At 39.6% G+C, this 26,624-nt stretch carries 20 protein-coding genes and 1 pseudogene; 19 read left to right on the top strand and 2 right to left on the bottom strand.

Annotated elements, in window-relative coordinates:
* Positions 1 to 106: 106 nt before the first annotated feature.
* The 15 genes and pseudogenes from cas3 to cas2 form a co-directional block, all read left to right on the top strand.
* A pseudogene (cas3, locus tag H6G14_RS16500) lies at positions 107 to 2,041 on the top strand (type I-D CRISPR-associated helicase Cas3'); the annotation flags it as partial.
* A 226-nt stretch (positions 2,042 to 2,267) separates the two neighbouring features.
* Positions 2,268 to 2,519, top strand: coding sequence for a hypothetical protein (locus H6G14_RS16495; protein ID WP_190568431.1), 252 nt, complete (start codon positions 2,268 to 2,270; stop codon positions 2,517 to 2,519).
* A gap of 33 nt (positions 2,520 to 2,552) precedes the next feature.
* A complete protein-coding gene (locus H6G14_RS16490) occupies positions 2,553 to 2,765 on the top strand; it encodes a DUF433 domain-containing protein (RefSeq protein ID WP_190568430.1) in 213 nt (70 codons plus the stop codon).
* Positions 2,766 to 2,789: 24 nt separating this feature from the next.
* Positions 2,790 to 3,809, top strand: a complete 1,020-nt coding sequence (locus H6G14_RS16485; RefSeq protein WP_190568429.1) for a PDDEXK nuclease domain-containing protein — start codon at positions 2,790 to 2,792, stop codon at positions 3,807 to 3,809.
* A gap of 58 nt (positions 3,810 to 3,867) precedes the next feature.
* Positions 3,868 to 4,320, top strand: a complete 453-nt coding sequence (gene mntA / locus H6G14_RS16480) for a type VII toxin-antitoxin system MntA family adenylyltransferase antitoxin (protein WP_190568428.1) — start codon at positions 3,868 to 3,870, stop codon at positions 4,318 to 4,320.
* Positions 4,317 to 4,475: a hypothetical protein gene (locus tag H6G14_RS33635; protein WP_242053459.1), complete on the top strand. Its 159-nt coding sequence runs from the start codon at positions 4,317 to 4,319 to the stop codon at positions 4,473 to 4,475. The genes mntA and H6G14_RS33635 overlap by 4 nt, the downstream gene beginning before the upstream one ends.
* 6 nt (positions 4,476 to 4,481) lie before the next feature.
* Positions 4,482 to 4,709, top strand: a complete 228-nt coding sequence (gene hepT / locus H6G14_RS33630) for a type VII toxin-antitoxin system HepT family RNase toxin (protein ID WP_338421198.1) — start codon at positions 4,482 to 4,484, stop codon at positions 4,707 to 4,709.
* A 43-nt stretch (positions 4,710 to 4,752) separates the two neighbouring features.
* Positions 4,753 to 8,106 carry a type I-D CRISPR-associated protein Cas10d/Csc3 gene (cas10d, locus tag H6G14_RS16470; RefSeq protein WP_190568435.1) on the top strand — a complete coding sequence of 1,118 codons (3,354 nt, stop codon included), beginning with the start codon at positions 4,753 to 4,755 and terminating at the stop codon, positions 8,104 to 8,106.
* A 46-nt stretch (positions 8,107 to 8,152) separates the two neighbouring features.
* Positions 8,153 to 9,169 carry a type I-D CRISPR-associated protein Cas7/Csc2 gene (gene cas7d / locus H6G14_RS16465; RefSeq protein ID WP_190568427.1) on the top strand — a complete coding sequence of 339 codons (1,017 nt, stop codon included), beginning with the start codon at positions 8,153 to 8,155 and terminating at the stop codon, positions 9,167 to 9,169.
* Complete coding sequence (gene cas5d, locus H6G14_RS16460; RefSeq protein WP_190568426.1) at positions 9,169 to 9,876, top strand: type I-D CRISPR-associated protein Cas5/Csc1; 708 nt, start codon at positions 9,169 to 9,171, stop codon at positions 9,874 to 9,876. Before cas7d ends, cas5d begins: the two co-directional genes overlap by 1 nt.
* 95 nt (positions 9,877 to 9,971) lie before the next feature.
* Positions 9,972 to 10,583: a 2OG-Fe(II) oxygenase gene (locus H6G14_RS16455; RefSeq protein WP_011320854.1), complete on the top strand. Its 612-nt coding sequence runs from the start codon at positions 9,972 to 9,974 to the stop codon at positions 10,581 to 10,583.
* A 32-nt stretch (positions 10,584 to 10,615) separates the two neighbouring features.
* Entirely contained in the window at positions 10,616 to 11,461 is an 846-nt protein-coding gene (gene cas6, locus H6G14_RS16450) for a CRISPR-associated endoribonuclease Cas6 (RefSeq protein WP_190568425.1), read from the top strand.
* 62 nt (positions 11,462 to 11,523) lie between these two features.
* Entirely contained in the window at positions 11,524 to 12,114 is a 591-nt protein-coding gene (cas4, locus tag H6G14_RS16445) for a CRISPR-associated protein Cas4 (protein WP_190568424.1), read from the top strand.
* A gap of 153 nt (positions 12,115 to 12,267) precedes the next feature.
* A complete protein-coding gene (cas1d, locus tag H6G14_RS16440; protein WP_190568423.1) occupies positions 12,268 to 13,269 on the top strand; it encodes a type I-D CRISPR-associated endonuclease Cas1d in 1,002 nt (333 codons plus the stop codon).
* Positions 13,270 to 13,333: 64 nt separating this feature from the next.
* Positions 13,334 to 13,606, top strand: coding sequence for a CRISPR-associated endonuclease Cas2 (gene cas2 / locus H6G14_RS16435; protein WP_190568422.1), 273 nt, complete (start codon positions 13,334 to 13,336; stop codon positions 13,604 to 13,606).
* A 579-nt stretch (positions 13,607 to 14,185) separates the two neighbouring features.
* On the opposite strand, the gene H6G14_RS16430 is transcribed toward cas2, so the two are convergent.
* On the bottom strand, positions 14,186 to 14,770 hold the full coding sequence (locus tag H6G14_RS16430; protein WP_190568421.1) for a DUF4231 domain-containing protein: 585 nt from the start codon (positions 14,768 to 14,770) through the stop codon (positions 14,186 to 14,188).
* 9 nt (positions 14,771 to 14,779) lie between these two features.
* Entirely contained in the window at positions 14,780 to 15,520 is a 741-nt protein-coding gene (locus H6G14_RS16425) for a hypothetical protein (RefSeq protein WP_190568420.1), read from the bottom strand.
* A gap of 383 nt (positions 15,521 to 15,903) precedes the next feature.
* On the opposite strand from H6G14_RS16425, the gene H6G14_RS16420 reads away from it, so the two are divergent.
* The 4 genes from H6G14_RS16420 to H6G14_RS16405 all read left to right on the top strand — a co-directional run bounded on the left by H6G14_RS16420 (position 15,904) and on the right by H6G14_RS16405 (position 26,614).
* On the top strand, positions 15,904 to 18,333 hold the full coding sequence (locus tag H6G14_RS16420) for a two-partner secretion domain-containing protein (protein WP_190568419.1): 2,430 nt from the start codon (positions 15,904 to 15,906) through the stop codon (positions 18,331 to 18,333).
* A complete protein-coding gene (locus H6G14_RS16415) occupies positions 18,330 to 20,159 on the top strand; it encodes a ShlB/FhaC/HecB family hemolysin secretion/activation protein (protein WP_190568418.1) in 1,830 nt (609 codons plus the stop codon). Before H6G14_RS16420 ends, H6G14_RS16415 begins: the two co-directional genes overlap by 4 nt.
* A gap of 211 nt (positions 20,160 to 20,370) precedes the next feature.
* Complete coding sequence (locus H6G14_RS16410; protein WP_242053458.1) at positions 20,371 to 23,178, top strand: CHAT domain-containing protein; 2,808 nt, start codon at positions 20,371 to 20,373, stop codon at positions 23,176 to 23,178.
* 292 nt (positions 23,179 to 23,470) lie between these two features.
* Positions 23,471 to 26,614, top strand: coding sequence for a TIR domain-containing protein (locus tag H6G14_RS16405; protein ID WP_190568417.1), 3,144 nt, complete (start codon positions 23,471 to 23,473; stop codon positions 26,612 to 26,614).
* The last annotated feature ends 10 nt before the right edge of the window (positions 26,615 to 26,624 follow it).

Raw genomic sequence — 26,624 nt, 5'->3', positions numbered from 1 at the left:
TTTATCCTTTGACTTACATTCACTATTTATCTAAGACAATTGGCTTTATTCTAGATGTTTGAATTTGCTTCCCAATTCTTATTAGCAATTAAGATGCGTTCGCCCTGATGAATTAGCCCGCGATCAAGAAACGCAAATCCAAGGATATGTAGAAATATTTCAACCGGAAAATCAACCCCGTGTAGTTAGATTGAGTGGGGCTGATTTGGAAGTTTATGCAGAAAATGAGGGATTAAAAAAAGGTCAAGCAATTGGTACTCTCACTAGCCAAAGAGAAGCGTTATTAACAAACCCAGATATTTTCCATTATTTACATAGAGGGGCTTACATAATTCGTAGTGATAGTCCCGATAAACTATGGGGAAAAATAGACAAGGATTTTGACTTATTCATTTTTGATGAATTTCATGTTTTTGCAGCACCACAAATAGCTAGTGTAATTAACACGATGTTATTAATTCGCTGTACAAACCGCCGGAAGAAGTTTCTATTTCTTTCTGCCACACCAGATAGTAATTTAATTGATAGGCTAAAACTAGCAGGATTTCGCTGTCTAGAAATCAACCCAATTGAACAAAATAAATATCAATTTCCTGACAATCCAGAATTAGAACAGCAACTTAAAACCCAAGGGTGGCGACAAGTTGCGCGGACAATATCATTGAACTTTATTCCTTTAGAACCAAGTTTCAAAGCATCGGAAGTTTGGCTCAAGGAAAATAGTAATTTGATTTTAGAGCAGTTTCAGCAATATCCAGGAAGTAAAGGCGCAATTATTCTCAACTCAATTGCAGCAGTAAAACGGTTGACTCCATTTTTCCAAGAAATTTTACAGCCTTACGGATTAAAGGTAGGAGAAAATACAGGGTTATCAGGAAAGGGAGAAAAAGAGCGCAGTTTGGCGGCTGATTTGGTTTTGGGAACTAGCACAATTGATGTAGGTGTTGATTTTAAAATCAATTTCTTGATTTTTGAATCATCTGATGCTGGTAACTTTATTCAACGCTTGGGACGTTTAGGTAGACATGACGACTATGAAAAATATGGTGCAAAAATTAAGTTTCAAACTTTTACAGCTTTTGCATTAGTACCTAACTTTCTGGTAGAACGCTTATTTCAGGGAGATAAACCACCTTTAACGGTAAATAATATTTGCGATCGCCCCACTTTTCATAATATAATTGCTGATAAATATCGCCAAATCAATGATTTTCGTGGCTATTATAAACGTTGGGGTGCAGTACAGTCATTTTACTTGTGTTGGCAATTAGGCGATCGCACTATTAAAGAACAGTATGCCCAAAGCCGAGAACAGTTTCTAAAAGCCTGTGAAGAAGTATTTGACACCAGTTTAAAATCTGTAGCTGGACGTGTTGCAGGATGGGCAAAAGATTGGCAAGCACTATCAGGTAAATCAGGAAATCCCATTGCAGATGATGCTGCTAGTTTTCGCGGTTCGAGTCCTTTGCAATGTGGTTTGTATGATTTAACCGAAGAAAACGAAGTAGACAGATTTAAAACCTACGATTTACCTGGAATTTTAGGTAATTTAGAAATTGAAGTGTGGACTGAAGCGGCATTTGCACGGACACTTAAGGAAACCGCAGCACATACCGGACAACCCATAGCTAAAGGTAGATTTGCTCACTGTCTAGCATTTATGAAGTTGCGTTCCTACCGCGAGGAACGGCTGAATTGGAAATTTACCTACTCTGGCGACTTGCAGCCAATTGCAGATGCTTGGAAAGTTCAGGTTTTAACGGGTGTGGAAATTTGGCAACCTGACAATCAATGGATTGGTGCAATTAACAAACGACTTAAGAAGGAAGGTTTAGTCTGTTATGTGCTGCGCCGTCCTGTGGCGGAAGTGCGGATGCGGCTAAGGCTACCGATGCACTTTCAGATTTACCCAATTAGCGATCGCAACAGTGTTCATGACACGACAGCACCCTATTCTATAGCTTTTGGTCATTCTGCATTGTTGCTTGATACCTTAGCCTACACCTTTAAAAGCAAAGGAGATGAGATATGGGTTGTTTAAAAATATTCTAGGAGGGTTTTAGACCGCAAATATTAGGTCATGTTTCAATCCCTAATAGGTATTTTACTCTATATTTTATAGAGTTTTTACCCTCCATTAGGAGAATATACCAGAGTCACCAGCGACTATCAATGAGTATAGTTACTTGATCATTTAATAGATTTTGAGCTTGTCATGACTTAATAAATGCCTTACCATGTGAGTCATCGTCGTAAGATAACTCACTATGCTGAACCAAAACAATAACCCTAATCAAATTACCCTGGCAATAAATGCAGGGGACAACCAAATTTGTGTCTCGGTGTCTATTCCTTTATCCAGTCAAGTGAATCTAGTACAACAGCACAATAATATTCAAGACCATCAGATAGCTGATATTGAGCATCGCCTGAGCCTTTTAGAGACAAATTACGGACACCAAGTTTGTCGAAATGAAAATTTACAGAATCTTGTAGATTTTCATTACCCACCAGATTAGAACGCTGTTTGCAGTGTACACAGGATAAGTCATATGAACGAACAACAACTATTAGAACGAATCACAGTGAACCCGCAAATATTTGGCGGTAAACCAATTATTCGTGGTCGTCGCCTAGCGGTTGAACATATTTTAGAAATGCTGGCGGCGGGAGACACTATCGAAACCTTACTAGAAGCTTATCCCTGGTTAGAAAAAGAAGATATCCAAGCCTGTTTAATCTATGCACCCTCAATCAATTCGTGATGAATAAGTTGAGCATTTACCGCCATGAGTAAACCAATTCCAGACGAATACAAAAATTTACTAATGGAAGTCAAACAGCGCATTCGTTCTGCCCAATATGAAGCACTGAAGGCAGTAAATAAAGAACTAATTGCCCTTTACTGGGATATTGGAAAGATGATTGTTACCCAACAGCAGGAAGCAGACTGGGGTAAATCTGTGGTGGAACAGTTAGCAAAAGATTTACAAACAGATTTTCCTGGTATTAGCGGATTTTCTGCTCGTAATATTTGGAGAATGCGAGATTTTTATCTGACTTATCACTCAAAAGAAATTCTGCCACCATTGGTGGCAGAAATTGGATGGACTCACAATATAGTCATTTTAGAGAAGTGCAAAGATGACCTAGAACGAGAGTTTTATATCAAAATGACTCGTAAATTTGGCTGGACAAAGAATGTTTTGATTCACCAAATCGAAAATCAAACCTATGAAAAAACTCTCCTAACTCAAACGAATTTTAACCAAACTGTGCCAGCAGAAATTCGTAACCAATTAAAACTAGCTGTTAAAGATGAATATACTTTTGATTTTTTAGAATTAGCCGATGAACACAGCGAACGGCAATTAGAGCAAGCAATTTTAGCCAGAGTTGAACCATTCCTGCAAGAAATGGGGGGAAGATTTACTTTTGTTGGTAGTCAGTATCGCTTAGAAATTGGCGATCAGGAATTTTTTATTGATTTATTGCTTTATCATCGTCAATTAAAATGTTTAGTTGCTGTTGAGTTGAAAACTGGAGAATTTTTGCCTGAGTATGTAGGAAAAATGCAGTTTTATTTGGCAGCGTTGGATGATTTATCTCGACTACCGGATGAAAATTTATCAATTGGGATTATTCTGTGTAAATCTAAGAATAAAACTATTGTTGAATATGCACTGAGAGAATCCAATAAACCAATTGGTGTGGCGACTTATAAAGTATTTTCCACATTGCCTCAAGATTTACAAAATCAACTACCTGCTCCAGAGCAAGTTGCCAAATTACTGGAAGGATTTGAATAGAATTATAGAGTGAGCAACTAAATTTTGAAGATTATTGTTCCGAAAGGAGAATCATCAGATGCAAAACAATACACCAAAAATTGCAGATTTGCTAGAACTTTCCTTACAAATACCAGAAAAAATTCCTTATGTAAAAATGTTAGTTCTGTTTGGTTCTAGAGCTACTGGTAACACCAATGCTAAGAGTGACTGGGACTTTGCCGTTTTGTGTGATCAAAAACAACGTGAGGCTTATGTAAAAGATAATGCTTTTTTGTGGTTTGAATTACCTATAGTTATTGGCGAATTATTCAAAATTAATTCTGATCAAATTGATGTTGTAGAACTTAATAAATGCTCTTGGTTAATTGCTCATTTTGTTGCTCGTGATGGAATAATGCTGTTTGAGAAATATCCTGGAGAATTTGAACAATTTAGATTAACTTCATTAAAGTCTGAATCAGAACTGAAAAAATTCCGTCAAGAACAACACCGAAAACTTGAAATAGAACTAAGTAAGTGGGGAGTATGAGTAATATAGATACTAAGATAGTTTTGGTTCGATTAAAGCTGATCACCAAATACTACAATACTTTAGAAGAGTTTCGCTCTACTAGCCTTGATGAATTTTTAAATGATTTTCGTCAACAACTTGTTGTAGAAAGACTGCTGCAATTAATGACTTAGGCAGCAATAGATATCAACGACCACATATTATCAAAGCTGAATCCAGGAAAGTCAGAAACTAACTTTAATTCTTTTATTAGCCTTGGTAAATATGGGGTAATTACTCCAGAATTAGCCAGACAAATAGCACCATCATCAGGGTTAAGAAATCATCTGGTGCATGAATATGACGAGATTGATCCGCAGGAAGTTTTTAAATCTATTAGTTTGGCATTGCAACAATATCCGCTTTAGGTGCGACAAGTTAATTCTTATTTAATATTATTGAGTCAAAATGATGGATAAAAAAAATAAAACTTCAGATGAATTTCAACAATTATCGCTATTAGAAACAGAAAATAATGTCAATGTTGACGCAGCAGATGATGATTGGTTATCAGGTGATTTTGGATTGGATAGTGATGGTAGCCGTACTATCGAAACTCCAGGTGAATTACTCAGCCTGAAACTACTACGCGAAGCAATTCAGGCACAAAATCCTGATGATCGAGTAATGGCAGACTTTGCTGAGTATGTTTTACCAAATCTCTTACGCATAGCGATTGGTGTCACTGCTAAGGGTGGTAAGTATTTTGATGCAATTGACCAGCAACGGGAAGCCGAAGGAAAAACTAAAGTTAGACGAGATAACGCTGCTGATCAATCGTTGAATACACATTTATTAAATGGGTTATTCCCAGCTAATTTAATTGAGAGACGTTTACAGCAGCTTGATACTACAGTCCGGCGAGTTGTGAAAGAAAGAGAACGGCGATTAGTGATTGCTGGATTTATTTTACATGACTTTGAAAAGTTCCCTGATGTGCCGAATGATTGCCGGAAATTGCCGTTAGCAGAACATCGTCCAATTATTGATATAAAAGTTCGCCAATTAGGGCTAGATAAATTTATTGATCCAGAGAATCCAGAGGCTTATCAAGAATATATTGATGATTTATTGTGCATGGCTTATAATGCACAAAGTAGGTGGGATACTAACTGGAATTTTTCAAAGTTTGGGTTGAATCCAGTATTGCGCGATCGCACTCTGCGACAATTATCAGGTTTAACTTTGTTAGCTGATTCTCTTGCCTCAATTGTTAAACATCCCCAAGACGCAGAACACCCCAAACTCAAAGAAGTTATCCACTTTTTAAGTGATGGACAATTAAAATTTACCTATCACAGCATTGCTGAAAATAGAGGGGTTTTAACTAATGTAGTTAACAATGCTTTAATTCAGGCTCATACCGGTCTGAATACAGATGAGCATACTTACTATGAACCTTTGCTATATTTGCCTACTGGTGTAATTTATTTGGCTGAACGTCATGCACCTCCTATTTCACCGCAAGATTTACCAAACCGGGTAGTTGATAATATTAAATCACTTTGTGCAGGACAACTGCGCCTGAGACAAACGGGTTTTGGTAGAGATGGGAAAGGCATGAAATATGCTGAATATTACAACTTATTTTTTGATTCTCCTGGCTTGATGCAGGTAGCTTTAGATGCAACTTTACGCATCTTAAACCCTAATAAAGACTCAGTTGCTAAAAGTCGCAGTGAGAATTTAATTAAATTCCAGCAACAAGGTGTTTTAGCTGCTGACTATGACTTTAAATTTGATGATGATATCCGCATTGACCAAATAGCAGAGTTTGGTGATTTAGTTAGTCGCAAAATCTGGGATGAAACTGTAAACCGGATTGCGGATATTCGCAAGAAAAATAAAAATCTGCCAGAAGTACCAACTTTAGAGTTAACGCACAAAGTTGCAGAATTTTGGAACTTGACAGGATACTTACCCCAAATTCGAGAAATTCAGCGCATCAATGAAAGCCTGAAAGAAAACAAATTAAAAGGTAATACGGGAGGTGTACCCTATGAATGGTATTATCTCGCAGCTAAATATTTAGAACATCATCCTGGGATTGAGAGTATTCGTGAAACTTGTCAGCAAGTGATTCAATATCTCACAGGCTTAATTTCACCCATCATTGCACAGTACGAATTACCTGATGGTTGGGAGGATTTAAGGCTGTGGGTATCACGAGTTGTGATGTTATCTAACACGAATCAAGAAGCATCAGCTAAAACTCAAGTTGATACATTTTTAGCAGAGTTAAATAACTATAATGCTGCCAAAAAACCAGGACGGGGAAAACAATTAATCTGCTCAATCTCTCATTCTGCTTATACAGTGACAGAACAGATGGAATCGGCAGTTTTATTTACTCCTCAAGTTTATACAAATAAGCAAATGTTAGGAGGCTCTAACGCCAAGCGAAACATCTCTAGTATTGCAGGTGTGGAGATGATGTTAAGGCAAATTTTAATGAATCAAACTCAAGCAGTGGGTAAACGATTTGAAGATGGGAAATATCGCTATCTCTATTTTTATCCGACTTATTATTTCACACCAGAAACCAACAAGTTTTTACAGAAAGCATACAACGGTATTGCTCAAACTCGTTTTGATACTAGCGTCCGTAACCACTTTATCAGCAAAGATTTACAGGCGAACTTAGAACGAGAAAATTACCAAAGTGTCGATGCTTTCTTAATTGATGAAAACTTAGAACGGGAAAAAGACCGGACATTTAAACTGTCTTATCCTGATGACCAACCTTTAACATTTTACTTCATGGCATTACCGCCAGGACGAGATAGCACCGATACCGAATCTTGGATAATGCCTAGTTGGTTGGCGTTTGCTTTCCCGATGATTTTAGATGTTAAAACTGTGGTGTCCGAATCACCAATTCCACCGTTTAATGATGGTGCTGAGTTTGAAGAAAGCGTATTTCTGGATAGTGCGCCTCATGCTTTCCGTGCATTAGTCAGACGCGATCGCTTTCGTCTAGATTATATCCTGGAAGGTTGGGATGACAATGGCATTCAATACCCCGCACCTCTCAATGTGCTTACCGCCGCCTATGCAATTCACCTGGATGTGAATGCTAGACAAGGCAAATCTGGTTATGATGCCAACTGGGGGAGATTTACGGAACTAGCAAAGGATTTTGAAACTAGTCCTTTGTACGTTTTTTCTTACCTCAATCGTTGGGTGCGTAACCAAGGAATGGAAACAGCACGCATCGAGAAAATTAGGCTTTATGCTTATCATTTTTATCCTTGTTTTGACCCTTATGTGCAGTATGATATGGATACAAAAACATTGACTGTGAAATCAGAATCGAGTCTGAATCATCCGAAGAATTTAACAGAGCTTTATCGCCGTTTTTATCGAGCGAATAAGCGTTATAATCCTAAATCTAATGCTGTTTTAAAACCCATTGATATTGCGGCGGAAACTATCCTCAAAGCTGAGTCAAGTGTATTTCATGGTGAAACCTTAGTTGTAGGGGTAGCAGCAGAAGTTTTTAAACTCATGGATCGGGTTCATGCTTCCACGGCCGAGGGACGCTGGGTAATGAGTAAACGGGAAGAAGAAAGACAAGCTGTTTTGGATTTTGCCAAGTATTTTGTCATTGAAGTATTTGAGAAAGCATTTGCAGGCGATCGCGCACGTTTAGCAGGTCGTCAACTCAATTTAATTAGAGACACTTGTGAGTTTCTTTATCGTCTAGAAGATGACAAAGAAAACGCAGGAAAAGACAATAAGCCTACCGAATCTGATGATGATTAATTAGCTATCTAACCTCAACAATTACTAAATTATTTGGAGATTAATTATGGCATTGCTCAAAACTGTTGATTCCCAACTATTTCAAGCAGAAATTCCTTACAAACCAATGGGTAAATACGCCCATTTTCTTACAATTCGTATCACCGAATCTTACCCTTTATTTCAGACAGATGGCGAATTAAATAAAGCCAGAGTTAGAGCCGGGGTTAAAGATAAGACAACAATTAGCCGTTTGTCAATGTTCAAACGCAAACAATCCACACCAGAACGTTTAGTAGGACGGGAATTATTACGTAAATATGAATTGGTTAAACCGGAAGAATGCGAATATAACGTCAACTTTGCAATGGATAATCCTGACTGTATTATTTACGGTTTTGCGATTGGTGATTCTGGTTCAGAAAAATCAAAAGTTGTAGTAGACACAGCATTTTCAATTACTGCGTTCGATGAATCTCACGAAACCTTTACCCTGAACGCTCCCTTTGAAAATGGGACAATGGCTTCTAAGGGTGAAAATGGTTCAAAACCGGGTGAAGTTACTAGTCGAATTAATCAACAAGACCACATCAGACCCCAAGTTTTCTTTCCTAGTATCGTCACCCTAAAAGATCCCACAGAAGCTAGCTTCCTTTACGTGTTTAATAACATCTTGCGGACGCGCCATTATGGAGCGCAAACAACCCGTACAGGTAGGGTGAGAAACGAGTTAATTGGGGTTGTATTTGCTGATGGAGAAATTACTAGTAATTTACGCTGGACTCAAGCCATATATGACCAGATGCAGGCTAATAATTCTTTAAAATCGCCTGATCCTTTAGATGAAGATGAAGTAATTAATGCTGCTAAAAATGCCATTGAAACTCTGATGTCCGAAGAATTTATTGTCCACACTGACTTTATTGGTGATGCTTTTGAACCTCTATTAAAAGAAGTGAAGAACCTCACTACTAGCGAGACAGGAATTAAAAGCATTTTGCAAAAAGCTGATGCAGAAGCTAAAGCTTACGCTAGCAAACATATTAGTAAAAAGAAAACTGCGGCGAAAGCGGGGAAAGAGTGATGGTATTGATTTACCGTTGTCAATTAGAGCTACATGACAGCCTTTATTATGCCACGCGTGAAATCGGGAGATTATATGAAACAGAGCCAATAATTCACAATTACGCTCTCTGTTATGCACTGGGTTTAGTTGATAGTGAAATCTATTCTACTACCGTGCCTGAAGAACATTCCTATCGCTATTTCTGTCCTGAACAAGTACCAAAATACGAGGAGCATTTAACGCCGCTAAATGAACAGGGTATTTACGTGACTCCAGCATTAGCGATTAGTCATTCTGCCATTCTCAATACATGGAAGTATGCTAACAATAATTACCATGTGGAGATGGAGAAAACCCAGAAGAATATCCCTAGTTTTGGGAGAGCTAAAGAAATAGCACCAGAAAGTGAATTTGAGTTTTTTGTTATTTCCCAAAAAGAACTCAAATTACCAAAGTGGATTCGTTTGGGTAAATGGATGAGTAAGGCTGAGGTGACAGTTGAACAGTTACCAAAACCAAAAAATACTGAAGGTGTCTTTACTTGTAATCATCCTTTGAATCCGTTGGATGTGATGTTTACCCATCAAGTGATTAGCTACGATGTGGTTAATATGCCTCCAGTTAGTTTAATTCAAAATGTGCAAATGCGAGGGCAATATTACTATTTTGATGATGTGAAAAATTTGAAGATTCCGGCTTGTATGGAATATCGTTTTCGTGGTTAGTTTGATTTTTGCTCACGCACCAGGCGCAGAGAGAAAGAGGGGTAAAATTTTAGATACGCTAATTTAACGATCGCCCCTCCCATTCTCCTACACCTGTGAAACACTATCAACAACAAGCAAACGCCTTCCCTGGCGACTACCTGAACAACTTGTGGGGAGAAATCCACGCTTGTCCTTACTTTGCAGTCAACAACCTTAACCGCGATTTTGTGGGAACAAAAGGCTTTTCTGTGGTGTTTAGGCGATCGCACATCTCCACAGTAGAACAAAAATTCCCCTACTTCAAACCCTATCTAGACTTGGCTCTCCATGCCAATTGTAATGCTTTTTACCTCAACCCCTTACTCCTCAAAGAAGGTTCCCGCGTTGATCCACATATAGATCGTTCTCTGCGTTCCTACTGCAAAACCATAGAACCACCGATGTTTGTCAGCGTCCTATATGTGCGTGTACCGGAAAATATGGACGGGGGAGAACTGGTACTCAAATCCCACAAACGTCAACTAGGGCAAATTAAACCACAAATGAACACCTTACTTTACTTTCAAGGTGATTTAACCCACTCTGTTAACGCTGTGAAAACGCCAGGAAATCGTTTGAGTTTGGTTTGTGAACAGTACAGTTTAAGTGAGGAAGAACTCGCAGATATCCCAGAATTTACCATTGAATCCAGAGTGGCTCAATCTACCACTAAAAAACGTAAGTAGGCTTAATTTTGAATTTTGAATTTTGAATTATTATGCCCCATAGCTTAGTTTTAAACCTGCTTCCCCAATCTCCTATTCCCCCGCAATATCTCACCGGTAGACATTTACACGCCTTATTTCTCACCCTTGTTAGTTCTGTTGATAGCACATTAGGCGATCGCTTGCACGACTCTACCACCGATAAAGCCTTCACCCTTTCCCCCTTGCAAATTCAGGGAGAGGAACGGGGTAGATATAAATCGAAAATCCCTAATAGCCAATCATTGCAATACTTTCATCAGCAAGCCATCCCCGCCGGAACGCCTTGTTGGTGGCGCATATCTTTACTTGATGACACCTTATTTAGCCAATTAACGCAACTATGGCTCAATCTTAACCCTAACCATCCTTGGCATCTCGGCCCGGCTAACTTGTATATTACCAGCATTCAAGGTACACCCCAATCTACCCAACCTTGGGCAAATGCTATTACCTATACTCAATTGTATGAGCAAGCGAGCGATCGCAATACAACAATTCGTCTCACCTTCTCCACTCCTACCGCTTTCCGTCAAGGAAAGTTCGATACAACCCTCCCCACGAGAGAATGTGTCTTCAACTCCCTCTTAGGAAGATGGCATAAATACAGTGGTATTGAATTTTCTCAACTTGCCATTGAGTCAATTTTCCCTTCTTTTATTAACATTCACACAGAAATTTTAGCAGATTCTCGCAGCAAATTTATCGGGATTTTAGGGGAGGTTACTTATCGGTTATTAGGGGAAATTGAACCTATACAAATTAAGCAAATCAATGCTTTATCTGACTTCGCCTTATATGCAGGTGTGGGGCGGAAAACTACAATGGGTATGGGTATGGCAAGGAGTTTAGATTATTAAATTCACACTTCGACTTTGCTCAGTGTTCGCCGATATCTCCTACATTCAATCCATTACTAATTATGAATTACGACTATATTCCCATTGCGGCATTAAATCAATATGCCTATTGTTCTCATCGCTGTTGGCGGATGTTTTGTGCGGGCGAATTTATTGATAATCAATACACCATCGAAGGTACAACTTTACACGATCGCGTCCACACTACCAGCGAAAATCAGCGAGAAGAAACTTGGCAAATTCGAGCAATTTGGTTGAAATCAGAGCAGTATAAACTGATTTGTAAATCAGACTTAATTGAATCCGCCGATGGTCAATTTTATCCTGTGGAATATAAGCGCGGACGTAAAGGCGAATGGGATAATGATGAATTGCAAGTCTGCGCTCAAGCTTTATGTTTAGAAGAGATGACAGGGCAAAATATTACAACTGGATATATTTATTATGCCCACTCTCATCAACGACAATTAGTAGAGATAAATCAAGAGTTAAGAAAAAGTGCGATCGCTACAATTCAAGCAGTCACAAATTTACTCACTACAGGTATAATGCCCATACCAAATTATAGCAAACGCTGTCAAGGATGCAGTCTGAATTTGCAATGTTTACCTAAGGCTATTGATAGAGTAAGAACTTATCAAGAAGCTAGTTAATTGAAGTTAAATTTTAAACGCAGAGGGTCGCTGAGATTATCGTAAAGGTTCGCCAAGAGTTTTTTACGAGTTAATTAAGAATGTATTTTGTTGAAATGTCCGCGATTTTTATTGTTTGGCTAATAGTTTAACATATCTACTGTAGGTGAAATCATGGGAACAGTTTATATTACACAGGATGATTCATTTATTAGCAAAATTGATGAACGTCTGAATGTTAAATTTGAAAAAAAGGTAATTTTAGACGTACCTTTAATTAAAGTTGATGGGTTAGTTGTGATGGGAAGGGCTAGTATTTCTCCTGCGGCTATTTTTGAACTCATTGACAAGAAAATTCCCCTCACATTTCTCACCAATAACGGTAAATATCTTGCTAGTTTAGAGCCAGAAATGGGTAAAAATATTTTCGTCCGTGCTGCTCAATGGAAAGCTGCTGGAGAGTCAGACCAAGCAATTCGTGTTACCCAAGGTTTTGTTAGAGGTAAACTGAAAAATTACCGCCATACTTTACTAGAAGCCCAGCGCAGATATGAGGTTGATTTAAATAGTAATATCAATCAATTATCCCATGCGATCGCCTCCATCGACAAAGCCAATTCAATTAATACAATCAGGGGTTTAGAAGGTGCTGGTAGTGCTGCCTATTTTGGCTGTTTTAATCAACTAATCCGAGTTGATAATTTCAGCTTTTATACCCGCAAACGTCGTCCACCTATAGACCCAGTAAATTCACTCTTAAGTTTAGGATATTCCTTACTACGTCACGATATTCAAGGAGCATTAAATATCGTCGGTTTCGACTCCTATTTAGGATACCTACATACAGAGCGATATGGTAGACCTTCTCTAGCATTAGACTTAATGGAAGAATTTCGACCCTTAATAGTCGATGCTGTTGTTCTCACAGCAATTAATCGCCGGATGCTTTCACCAAAAGACTTTATTACTGAACCTATAAGCAACGCCGTTTCACTGACTAAAGAAGGGTTACATATTTTCTTGAGATTATATCAAGAAAAGAAACAAAGCCAATTCAAGCATCCTGTTATGCAGAAAAAGTATACCTATCAAGAAACTTTTGAAATCCAAGCTAGACTCCTCGCTAAATACCTCCTGGGAGAATTAGACAAATATCCTCCTTTGGTCATGAGGTAGTTGATAAATTTTGAATTTTGAATTTTGTAGCTTTAGCTTCCCGCAGGGTATTTTGAATTGATTCATGTATTTAGTAATTTCCTACGATGTACCAGAAGATAAACGCCGTACTAAAATTCACAAGATTCTCAAATCTTACGGACAGTGGATGCAGTATTCCGTTTTTGAATGCGACCTGACACCCACTCAGTATGCTAAACTGCGATCGCGTCTAGCCAAGCTCATCAAACCAGACCAAGACAGCATCCGTTTTTATCACCTCTGTGCTTGCTGTCAAGGAAAAGTTGAGCGTATCGGCGGCGAAGTACCAATAGACACCACCGTATTTTTTGCTTAACTCTTGCGTCAACCTATAGGTATTGGGCAAACACACTGAAATTTATCGTCCCAAACCCTTACCAATCAAGCTTTTGAAGTCTCCAACACCACAATTGAGGTTGACGCAAACACCCCAAACCCTCACTATAAATACTTTTCCATTAATTTTCTCCATTTCACTCTTGACAACTCAGCTTCCGAAAAGCTACCTTAAACTGAGATTGACGAAACAGCACCTTGAAAACCAAATACAGCAAGCTTTCCATACCTGGGCGGTTTCTATTAACACAAATCCCTATTAGGGATTGAAACTTCGAGCAAGCAAGACTAACTATTTACGATTGTAGTTTCTATTAATACAAATTCCTATAGCGTTTCTTAGTCTGCTGAGGTCAAAATTTATCCGCGTACCCTGCGGGAAGCCTTCGTCAATATCTGTGTCTATCTGCGTTTAATTATTGCCATTTGTACTTCACCATGATAAGAAAATCTATATCAGGGATTGAAATAATAGAGTGGGGATTTGCTCCTTAGGTTACGCTAATTTCTATTAATACAAATCCCTACCAAAGCTTTCAAGCCTGTCAAAAATCAACAGCTATACCTTGCTCTCTTTGTTCTCTTTCATATTATCTTGTTTGTCATCATTACCATTTTCTTGCTGTTTCTTCTCTTGCACAACCTGAGTAGCATAAACTTCTACATCTCGCTGAATAATTTCTTCCACTTGGTTGGCGAAGTTACTAAATGCTTTATCGTGAGTTTCATAATTCACATAAGGCCCAGTTAATTGAAAGAATTGCCAACCTTGAGTTTTCAAAGATTCAGCCGTGCGGCGATAGTGTCGCCAGCGTTCTCCATAGTGGAAAAATTCCTCAACTGCTGCGCTAATTGCTACAACTTGGCTAAGAGAAAAAGTAGCCCAAACAAAAATTTCCCGCACCTCAGAACTGTTAATATTGAGACTTACCAAAGCGGGGAGAACCACACCACCAATAATTGTAATCAATCGTAATCTGTAATATCGATTCCGTGATTTACCTGCTTGTGCTTCCATCCACAACATTTGGTCTAACCAGCGCGAAAACAAAAATTGTGTTTGTAATTCTGAGAGATTTAATGATTCAATTAAACTAGTAAACTTTTCCTTAAGAAATTCTTGATAGTCATCTTTATTAGCCATAATTCACTCCTAATTTAAAAGTAAGTTTGTCATCATATTGATTAATTCTTCTGGTGCTGCTTCTAAGTCAATTGTTTGTATATGACCAGATGCGGCTAATGCTTTAGCTCGTTCATCAGTAGCATCTCCATGCAAAGCAGAAGCAATTTTATCTGCCGTTCTCCCACTACCAGCAATCACTATCACTAACCGTCCAGCAATCACACTATTTAAGGCATCAATAAAGCTAATTTCACCACCATTAATTAAGACGGTAATTGAAGGTAAGCCGTTAGCTAAGAGAGTCGCTACCTTTACTATCCAGGGAGATTCATCACCCCATTTACTGCCGGGAATTAGCACAAAATGAGTATGATGCTGCTCCAGAGGTGTGGCATCATCACTTAAAACAATGGTTTGATTGGGTAGAATGACTTTTGCTGTGGGTGCTACACCAATTAACGGGAACTGGCCATTGATTTGGTTACGAGCATTACCCATCAATCGCATCACTCCCGCATCCGTTCCACCATCTACTACATAAGCCCCCAAGCTTTGGGCAATTGGCGCTAGAACTTTCACAAATAGGCTTTGGATACGTAAAAAGTCGGCTTCGCTAATCTGACTAGCACCACCTACAATGACTAAAACGGGACGGGAATTACTTAGCCCTAATTGCTCTAGCGCCTCCGGTAACTCTGCGGCTTCAGATACCGTAACTGCTGCTGCTGCTTGCTTGGAGCTTAAAGTTAGCCTGAAAAAATTAACCATTTATTCGCAGTAGAAGTTGCAACAATTTAAGTATTTTACGTAGTAATTCTCTATTTAACGTTCAATCTGTAATTCATAACCTTTATAACTTAATGTATTTAAATTGACCTTAAATTCAGTTACATAGCAAAAATAACCAATTTTTCAGAGAATGAGTAGAGCTATAGTAAAAATTCTTGTAACTACTGCTGATAATGGATTTATATTTATTAACCAATCATTAGCTAGTGCTATTCCAGAAGCATATATAAAAAATCGATTACAAAAAACTATACATTAATCTAAAAAAATCACTATGTAAATTCTTGACAAAGTGTAGTGTATCGCTTTTAATTGGTAACAACTTATGCCCAGTCTTTAAGTAACATAACTTCAATTCCATAGTGAATAACAGCAGGAACTTTGCTCAGTCTCAGGCTGAATTGCTCCTAGCAAAAGGAACCATCATCTCAATATCTGTAGCATCAATATTGACTAGTGATATTAGCTCGGCACAAATTACACCGGATACGACTTTGGGTAATCAAAGCTCACGTGTTACGACTGGTGTCAACATTAAAGAAGCTGGGGCTGACTTAATTGAAGGTGGTGTTCAACGAGGAAGCAGCCTGTTTCACAGTTTTACAGAATTTAATGTCAACAACGGACAAAGAGTATATTTTGCCAGCCCTACAGGCATTGCAGATATTTTTAGTCGAGTAACAGGGAGTAACGCTTCCCATATTTTGGGTACTTTGGGCGTAAATGGTACAGCTAATCTATTTCTGCTCAATCCCAATGGCATTATTTTTGGGACAAATGCCCAGTTAGATATTCAAGGTTCTTTGTTTGCTACCACAGCCAATAGTTTTCAGTTTCCTGGCGGTAATGAATTTAGTGCCACTAATCCCCAAGCACCACCACTGTTAACAATGAGTGTATCGGTGGGTGTGCAGTATGGTTTACAGCAACCGGCAAGCATTATTAATCAAGGGAATTTGGTCACAGGAGAAGATTTGACACTGAGTGCGGGAAGTTTGGATTTACGGGGAAGACTTGAAGCGGGTGATGATGTTTTCCTGAATAGTCAACAAGGAACTATTGATATAAATGGGTCAATTATATCTACAAGTCCTAGTAGAATTTCCGGAGATATTACTATTGATTCTACTGGAGGTTCTGTTTATTTAAATAGATCTAATTTAAATACCAATAATTCTGGTTCAGGGGATGCAGGAGATATCAGAATTAACGCTAGTGACCAAATATTCATTCTCAACGGCAGCAAGATATCTAGTCAGGGCAACTTTGGACGAATATTTATTGGTGCTGGTAATCATAAAAATACGCCTAAAAGAGTTAATATTAATGGTCGTTCTGAAATAAATACTAATAACTCTGGTTCGGGGCTTGCAGGAGATATCATAATTAACGCTAGTGACCAAATATCCATTCTCGATGGTAGTACGCTATCTAGTAATGGAAATATGGGACGGATATTTATTGGCATTAGTGATAGTAATAAAATTACGCCTGAAAGGGTTAATATTGATAATTCTCGTCTGAGCGTAGATAATGTATCAGCCGGAGGTAATACAGGTAATATAAATATTTACAGCGTTGAAGAAGTTGTGATTAAAGATAGTTACATCTTAAGTGGCAAAGGCAGTATAAATATTAGCCGGAATGATAATAACAGTACGGCAAATGGTGGCACTGTCAATATTAAATCACAAGGCTTAGTAAGTTTAGATAAATCATCAATATTAGCTGATATTTTTTCTTCAGACCAAGATGGTAATGGAGGTGACATTAATATTTCCGCAGGCTCACTAGTTCTCAAGAATGAGTCTAAATTAGATACTTCCACATCTGGTACAGGGAATGCTGGTGATGTGACTATTACAGCTTCTGATTCTATTTTATTAGAAAATAGTCAAATTTCCAGTAGTCTTAGGAACGCAGCAACAGGTAAGGGTGGAAATATTACAATTACAACTGATTTTTTGACTGCTGACAAAGGAACAATAGAAGCTCAGAGTCCAGGTAAGGGAGATGGTGGCAATATCAACATCACAACACTAAATTTGTGGCTTCGCCGCCAGAGTAAAATTTCCACTACAGCAGGTGCAGAAGGATTGGGTGGTAATGGAGGTAGCATCAGGATTAATGCTAAGGGTGGATTTATCGTCGCAGTACCATCAGAAGATAATGATATCGTTGCCAATGCTTTTGGTGGTGATGGTGGCAATATTAACATTAGGGCTAACCGTACTCTAGGATTTGAAAATCGGGGAAAGTTGAAGCCAGAACAACTGAAGAGAATTGAAAACAATGGTAGCAGTGATATCAGCGCCAGTTCTGATGTGGGTGAAGATGGGGAGGTAGCGATTGAAACCCTGAGCATTGACCCTAGTCAGGGGCTAGTTGAATTGCCGATAGAGCTAGTAGACCCTTCTAGATTAATTGCTCAAAGCTGTGGCTCGGCTAATAATAGGGTTGCTAAGGAGCAGAGTGAATTTGTGATTACTGGACGCGGGGGACTACCGCCCAGTCCTGATGATATCCTCAAGCCTGGAATTAGGTTGCCGGAATGGGTAGTAAATAATACTATAAATTCTAGTAACAATTCTGAAAATATAACTATCAAAGAGGTGGATTTAAAACAATTATCTTCAAATACTTCCAACTCCCTGGTAGAAGCAGTGGGGATGGTTCACAATGCCAATGGAGATGTTGTTTTGACTACTCAACCAGTAGTCGCAACTCCAATACATTCTTCGGGATTATCTAGTAAAGTCTGTGGTCTTATTCAAGGGAATGTCAGAGAATGAACCGCTTACTGGATAGGCGATCGCCTAACGCATTTCCATACTATTCAGATCCACTCACAAAGCAAGCTCAAAACCTTGTCAGGTGTGACAATCTGACAAAATCTCTTCATCGGATTCTGTTGACAAATTGCTCTCATATATTACTCTTGCTCACGGGGTTAATTCTCAGCTTTTATCCACAACGGTTGGTGGCTCAAGTAATTCCCAATGAGGTGAAGCCGCCTTCAGCACAACCACTACCGGAACCAGAACCGCTACCAGCTTTACCGCCTCCAGAACAACTCTTACCCACTACACCACAGTCACCAAATCAGCCAGATGTTAGTCCGCAGACATTAGCGGAAACATTGATAGTAGAGCAGTTTGAGTTTGTAGGTAACACGGTTTTTAGCACCCAAGAACTGGCAAATCTCACGGCTGGTTATCTCAAACGCCCCATTACCTTTAATGATTTACTCAAGATTCGTTCAGAGTTGACGAAATTATATATAGATAAAGGCTATGTCACCTCTGGGGTGATTCTTCCCCCGCAAACTGTGAAAGCAGGGGTAGTAGTGATGCAGGTGGTAGAAGGAAGTTTAGAAAAAATCAATGTCACAGGTACGCGCCGCCTCAACCCCAGCTATATAAGCGATCGCCTGGCGATTGCTGCGGGTAAACCACTATCACGCGATCGCCTACTCACCGGACTGCAACTATTACAACTCGATCCTCTAATTAAAAGCATATCTACAGATTTACAAGCCGGCATCCGTCCGGGTACAAATATTTTAGAAGTTAAAGTTACTGAAGCCGATTCTTTTAGCACTCAACTAGCGCTGGATAACCAACGTAGCCCCAGTGTGGGAAGTTTTCGGCGGCGCATTCATGTTAACGAAGCCAATTTGTTAGGGCTGGGAGATGGTTTAAATATCGGCTATACCAACACTGATGGTAGCAATGGCTTTGATGTGAGCTATAGTCTACCAGTTAACCCGCGCAACGGTAAGCTGATTTTTAGCTATGGCAATACTCACAGTAACGTTATAGAAAGTCCTTTTAACTCCTTAGATATTACATCCCAGTCCAGTTACTACGAATTAACCTTCCGTCAACCCCTGCTGCAAACTCCCAGCCAAGAATTTATTCTAGGAATTACCGCCAGCCACCAAAGAAGTCAAACATTTTTAGGTTTGCAAAATATCGGGCCATTTCCTCTAGCGGTTGGTGCTGATGACGAAGGAAACACAAAGGTTTCAGCTATTCGATTTTTTCAGGAATGGACTCAACGCAGTAGCCAGCAAGTCATAGCAGCGCGATCGCAATTTAGTTTCGGGTTGGGTATTTTAGATGCCACAATCAATAACGATGAACCAGATAGCCGTTTTTTTAGTTGGCGTGGACAAGCTCAATGGTTGCGCCAGTTAGCACCTGATACTTTACTACTGCTACAAGCTGATATGCAGTTAGCAGATAGAAACTTGTTGGGGTTGGAACAGTTTGGTATCGGTGGACAAACAAGTGTGCGCGGATACCGTCAGGATCAGTTGTTAACAGATAATGGTGTGCAAGCAACCGCCGAAATTCGCCTACCGATTCTCCGCGTTCCTCAAGGAGTCTTGCAAATTACGCCTTTTGTGGATGTTGGTACAGGCTGGAATTATAACGACGCAAATGCTGATATTAATACTCTAGTCAGTACGGGTATGGGTTTGCTGTGGCGACAGGGTAATAATTTCACTGCGCGTTTAGATTGGGGTATTCCTCTGACATCTATTGATTCTCAGAGGAAAGAAACATGGCAAGAAAACGGTTTGTATTTCTCTATTATCTATAGGCCTTTTTAGTGTGAGGACAAGAAAGTAAAAAGTAAAAAGGTAAAAGAGGCGTTGCATGAATCAATTCAAAATTCAAAATTCAAAATTCAAAATTAAAGACAGCCACCCACAAGGGGGAGCCACTGCGGTGGACGGGTTCCCCGGCATAAAGCAAGTGGCGTTGGGGTTTCTACCTACCTTGTGAGATAACCAAGATTTTTCTTTTGAATTGTGCCTAAAAATGAACATGAGAGATGAGGATTGGGGAGTGATGTTAGGATTTAAAAAATTTTTTGGGAAACAACGCCGGAAATTCAGGTATGGAATTTTGGCTTTTGTAATGGCTTTACTTTGTATATTTGTTTCGCCTGTGGTGGATCGTGATAGGGGAAGTCTAGGGTTGACTGCATCTGTGGTGGCTTCTGACTTTTCACGGGATCTGGAAAACCCCTCTCCAAACCTCTCCCCTGCAAGGAGAGAGGCTTTAAATTTTCCCCCTTCCCTACTAGGGAAGGGGGTTAGGGGGTTAGGTTTCGCGTTAGCTTTTCCACATAACGTGAAAAGTCAGGTAGTTGCTTCTGTCCCTCAAGAAGCAGAAGCCAAAAGTCTTTATACAGCAGGGCGATTTGCAGAAGCAGTGGAGCTATTACAAAAAGTTTTGCCGACTTACCAAACAAGTGGTGATACGGTGTCACAGGCGGTAATTCTGAGTAATTTGGCGCTGAATTTGCACCAACTAGGCCGCATTGGTGAAGCAACTCAGACAATTGAAAAGGCGATCGCTATTTTACAGACAAGTCCCAATTCACCACAACGCCTGTCAATTTGGGCGCAAGTTTGGGATGTCAAAGGTAATTTGGAACTAGCCCAGGGTAAGGCGGAAGTTGCTTTGTCTGCTTGGGAAAAATCGGCATCCCTCTATCAACAATTAAAAGACACCAATAAAGCTACCCTCGCCCAAGTTAATCAAGCCCAGGCTTTGCAGACTTTGGGACTCTATCGCCGAGAAATTACTCTTCTCCAGAATTTGACAACATCTGTAGCCAAACAACCAGACTCTCTAGCTAAGGCTGCTAGTTTCCGTAACTTGGGTGAGGCTCTTATACTTGCAGGTGATCTTAAACAAGCAGAAACAAATTTACAAACTAGCCTGAAGATTGCTCAAAAACTGCAATCACCAGAAGCCATTGCATCAGCTTACCTGAGTTTAGGTAATCTCACTGATCTTCCCGGTAACAACATACAGCAAAAAAAGACCGCTCTCGATTATTACCAGCAAGCATCGGTTTTATCAACTACTGCAACTACAAAAATCTCGTCTCAATTGAATCAGTTACGGCTGTTGATTGATTTGGAACAATGGTCAAAAGCTCAAGCATTATATCCCGAAATTCAAAGTCAAATTGCTAACTTACCTGTGGGGCGTTCTGCTATTTACGCTCAGGTAAATTTAGCTCAAAGCCTTCTGGAATTAACAAAAAAATTCCCTAACCCCAGTCCCGAAACAATTGGTAAAATCTTGGCTATGGCACGTCAGCAGGCGGAACAATTACAAGATGTGCGAGCCGAGTCTTTTGTTTTAGGTAATCTGGGACACTTGTATGAACTATCTCACCAATGGTCTATAGCCCAAGATTTGACCAGAAAGGCGCTGAATTTGTCCCAGTCGATTCAGGCATCAGATATTGCTTATCGTTGGCAATGGCAACTGGGGCGGGTTCTCTGTCAAGGTAAACGCCAATGTGATATACAGGAAGCCATCGCCGCCTATACAGAAGCATTTAATACTCTACAGAACATCCGCACTGATTTAATTGCCATAAACAAAAATGTGCAGTTTTCTTTCCGGGAAACTGTAGAGCCTGTATATCGCCGTTTAGTAGATTTGTTACTCCAATCCTCAGCACCGAGTCAGGATAACCTAATACAAGCGCGCAAAGTGATTGAAGCATTACAAGTGGCAAAATTGCAAAACTATTTGCAGCAAGCTTGTCAAGATACTCAATTGGAACTTGATCAGGTGATTAACTCCAAAGACCAAACATCCGCAGTCATCTATGCAATTATTTTGGATGATCGTGTAGAGGTTATCCTCAAGCGACCTAATGAAAAACTTGATCATTATGCTAGCAAGCCCAAAGAGAAAATTGAAGAGGTTGTCAAGCGACTGTATCAAAATTTGCAAGAAGTGGGTAGTTATGAAGAAGTGCAAGAGGATGGTCAACAAGTTTATAGCTGGCTGATTCAACCAATAGAAAAAGAGCTAAAGGACAGCAAAATTAAGAACTTGGTTTTTGTCTTGGATGGCTTTTTACGTAAAATTCCGATGGCTAGCCTTTACGATGGCCAGCAATATTTAGTAGAAAAATATTCTGTCTCCTTAGCGTTGGGGTTACAAGTCCGTGAACCAAAGCCCTTAGATAGGTCAAAAATGAAAGTTTTAGCCGCCAGTTTAACTGAACCACCAAATAAACCAGAATTTTCCGGCTTTTCTGAATTAGCAAATGTTAACCAGGAAGTGAAGGAAATCAAGAATACAGGAATAGCGGTGAATTGGATTGCTGACAAAGAATTTACCACCAAAAACTTTAACCAAAAACTGAACACCTCTAATTTTGATGTCATCCACTTAGCAACCCACGGTCTATTTAGTGCTGATAGAGAAAATACTTTTGTGGTAACAGCAGATGGAAAGTTGAAGATAGATGATTTTGATCAATTGTTTATTAACCAACAGCAAAACAGTAATCACAAAATTGAGCTACTGATTCTTAGTGCTTGTCAGACCGCTACGGGAAACGACCAAGCAGTCATGGGGATTGCAGGAACTACAGTCCAAGCTGGTGCTAGTAGTGCGATCGCTAGTTTGTGGGATCTAGACGATGAAGCCAGCGTTCCATTCATTAAAGAATTTTACCAACATTTAGGGAAACCCAACATCAGCAGAGCCGAAGCACTGCGTTTAGCACAGGAATCTCTACTTAAAAACCCGAAATACGATCATCCTCGTTATTGGGCCCCCTATGTCTTAATTGGTAGTTGGCTTTGATGCTAATCTCTAAAATTTATATTCTTGCCGTTTTCTTTAAGTATGATTACTATTGTTTAAGTATACTTTATCTCTTCAACATATATTACTTGAGGGTTGGTGACACGAGCGATCGCTATTAGGGACTTCCAGATAAAAAATTATCCAAAATGTAGGGTGCGTCAGTATGAATAATTTATGAGTATAGCTAGGTCATATCCCACTGACGCACCCTAGCACACCATTAATTTCCCATAATTTATTTTGAATTTTGAAGTGATTCATTTTCTGAAAATTAGCATTAATACTTAATATGAATAAATTTAAAAGTGCATTTATTTCTTATGGAAGAGCAGATAGCAAAGCTTTTGCAACTAAGCTGCATCAGCGATTTGTAGAAGCAGGACTAGAAATTTGGTTTGACCAAAATGATATTCCTTTAGGTGTGGATTTCCAAAATCAAATAGACGACGGAATTGAGAAATCAGACAATTTTCTTTTTATCATTGCGCCTCACTCAATCAACTCTCCCTATTGTGGTAAAGAGATAGATTTAGCACTCCGTCGGAATAAACGCATTATTCCCTTGCTCCACGTAGAGCAAATTACTCAAGAAACTTGGCAGCAACGTAACCCTGGACGTGACGCTAGTGAGTGGGAACAATATAAAGCCAAGGGGTTACATTCCAGTTTTATCAATATGCACCCAGCTATTAGCAAGATTAACTGGGTATACTTCCGCGAAGGTATAGATGATTTTGAGAAATCATTGGCGGGACTGCTGGAGTTATTTCGCCGCCATCAGGATTATGTACATCAACACACCTATTTTTTAGCCAAAGCCCTGGAATGGGAGCAAAAACAACAACAATTACAGTACCTGTTAATTGGTGAAGAACGAGAACAAGCTGAAAATTGGCTAAAAATTAGATTTAGAGATGAGCAACCGCCCTGTGAACCAACGGATTTACACTGCGCTTTTATTTGTCAGAGTATCAAGAATGCTAACAACCTGATGACTCAGGTGTTCCTCTCCTACTCAGAGAAAGAGAGGATGTTTATGGAAAAAATTGCCAAAATCTTGATGCGAGAAAGCTTTACAGTTTGGACTAACAAAACAGATATTCAATCTGGGGCAGATTTTATTGAGTCGATTAATCGAGGTATTGAGGAAGCAGATAATGTAGTTTTTCTCTTATCGCCAGCCGCCTTGGAATCAGAATACTGTCAGATGGAACTAACTTATGCTTTTTCTCTCAAAAAGCGGATTATTCCCCTGTTAATTGAACCTGTGGATCTAGAGCAGATTCCTGTGGAATTACGTATCTTGCAGTTCATCGACTTTACAGATCAAGAAGAAGAGGGGAAAGAATCTGCCGATACTGATAGGCTCATTAATGTGCTGCGTCGAGATGCGGCTTACTACGAGCAGCATAAAATCTTACTAGCCAAAGCTCTCAAGTGGGAACGACAGAAACGTAATCCTAGTATTTTGTTGCGGAATCACAATCTGCGTAATGCTGAAGCCTGGTTAAAGATAGCTCAACAAAACACACAACATCCACCCATACCTTTACAAACAGAATTCATCACTGAAAGCCTCAAGCAACCCCCAGAAGCGGCGCTGGATGTATTTATTTCTTACTCTCGTGCTGACTCTGACTTTGCCCGTAAGCTTAACGATACCCTGCAAATTCAAAACAAGACTACATGGTTTGATCAGGAAAGTATCGCCTCTGGTACGAATTTTGAGCAAGAGATTTACCGAGGAATAGAAAGCGCCAACAATTTCTTATTTATTATTTCGCCTAAATCTATCAGTTCTCCCTACTGCGCGACTGAAGTAGAATACGCGATGAGTTTAAATAAGCGAATTGTTACTGTTTTGTATCGGGACATAAGGGAAGCAACCCTTCATCCTAGTTTAGCAAAGGTGCAGTGGATTGATTTTAGCCAACATGACACCGACTTTCTGACTAAATTCGGCGAACTAACGAGAACATTAGATTCAGATCCAGAATATGTGCGATCGCACACTCGGATTTTTCTAAGAGCAAAGGAGTGGGAAGATCACAACCGTGACGATAGCTTCTTACTCCGGGGCAAAGATTTGCTAGCCTCTGAGGAATGGCTGAAGCAAGCTGATAATAAACAACCAGCCCCCACTACTTTACAAATAAATTATCTTGCCGCCAGTCAAGCTCTCCCCTATCGCAAAATTAAGCTGCGTAGTGTCTTGTTGACTAGTTTGGCCGTGACAACAATAGTTTTCACTGCTAGGTTACTCGGATTCACTCAGCCATTAGAACTAGCAGTTTATGACCGGATGATGTCGTTACGTCGTGATGAACCACAAGATGAACGATTTTTAATGGTCGATGTTGATCCTCAAAGTATTGAAACTTTAAACGAAAAGTATGCAGGTGGTAGAGGTTCAATTCCTGATCAGGCTGTAGACGATGTACTCAAAATTCTTTCCCAGTCCCAACCCAGTGTCATTGGATTGGATTTTGTGCGTGATTTTCCCGCCGAAGGTAGTCTAAAAGAGCAGTTGCAGCAAGCTACAAACTTTATTGCGGTCTGTAAAAACAGTTATGTAAGCGATCGTGGTGAAAAGATTCGTGGCTTTAAAAATCCGCCAGAAGTGCCTTTAGCGCGAGTAGGGTTTAGTGACTTAATTGATGATGACGCTAAAGGTGGTCGTTTTGTGCGTAGACAATACTTGATGCAAAGTCCAGACCCTAAATATTGCAATACAAGGGAAGCCTTTAGTCTAGTAATTGCTCGCCGCTATCTAGAAGCCCAAGGTCAAAAGTACATTTCTCCTTTCGATGTCAAGAGCAAAGAATATGTGCAGAATATGCAATTTGGTAAAACCCTGATTCCCCAATTGCTGGGAAAAGGAGGTGGCTATCAAGATATGAACAACCAGCTTCAAGGTTATCAAACAATGCTCAAATATCGTCTTTCTGGAGGTGTTCCCTATAATTTTGCCCCTAGAAAGAATGTTTTAGAAGTTTTAAACAATCAGGTTCCTGCTGAAAAAATTAGAAACAAGATTGTACTCATTGGCTTTACTGATAGGCAAACCAGACAAGCTGATTACTGGAGTACAGTCTATGGTGATGTTGCCGGCGTAACATTGCATGGGCAAATGATCAGTCAGATCATTAGCGCTACTTTAGACAATCGCCAACTCATCTGGTGGTGGCCTCTTGGTTATGAAACACTCTGGATGTTTGGCTGGGCTTTAGTTGGGGGTATTGTCTGTTGGCGATTTAACCGCACTCTCTATATAGGTATAGCGGTAGTTGGCTCTATCGCCTGTCTGTACATCATCTGTTCAGTAATTTTAGTTTACCAGAGTGGTTGGATACCTTTTAAGCCACCGTTTTTAGCATTACTGGGTACTGGGGCAGGCGTATTATATCTAACCAACAATCTCCGTAAAAATTAACCTAACAAAC

The sequence above is a fragment of the Nostoc parmelioides FACHB-3921 genome (assembly GCF_014696625.1).
Taxonomy (GTDB): Bacteria; Cyanobacteriota; Cyanobacteriia; order Cyanobacteriales; family Nostocaceae; genus Trichormus; species Trichormus parmelioides.
Note: the sequence above shows the minus strand (reverse complement) of the source record. Positions and strands in the feature narration are given on the sequence as shown.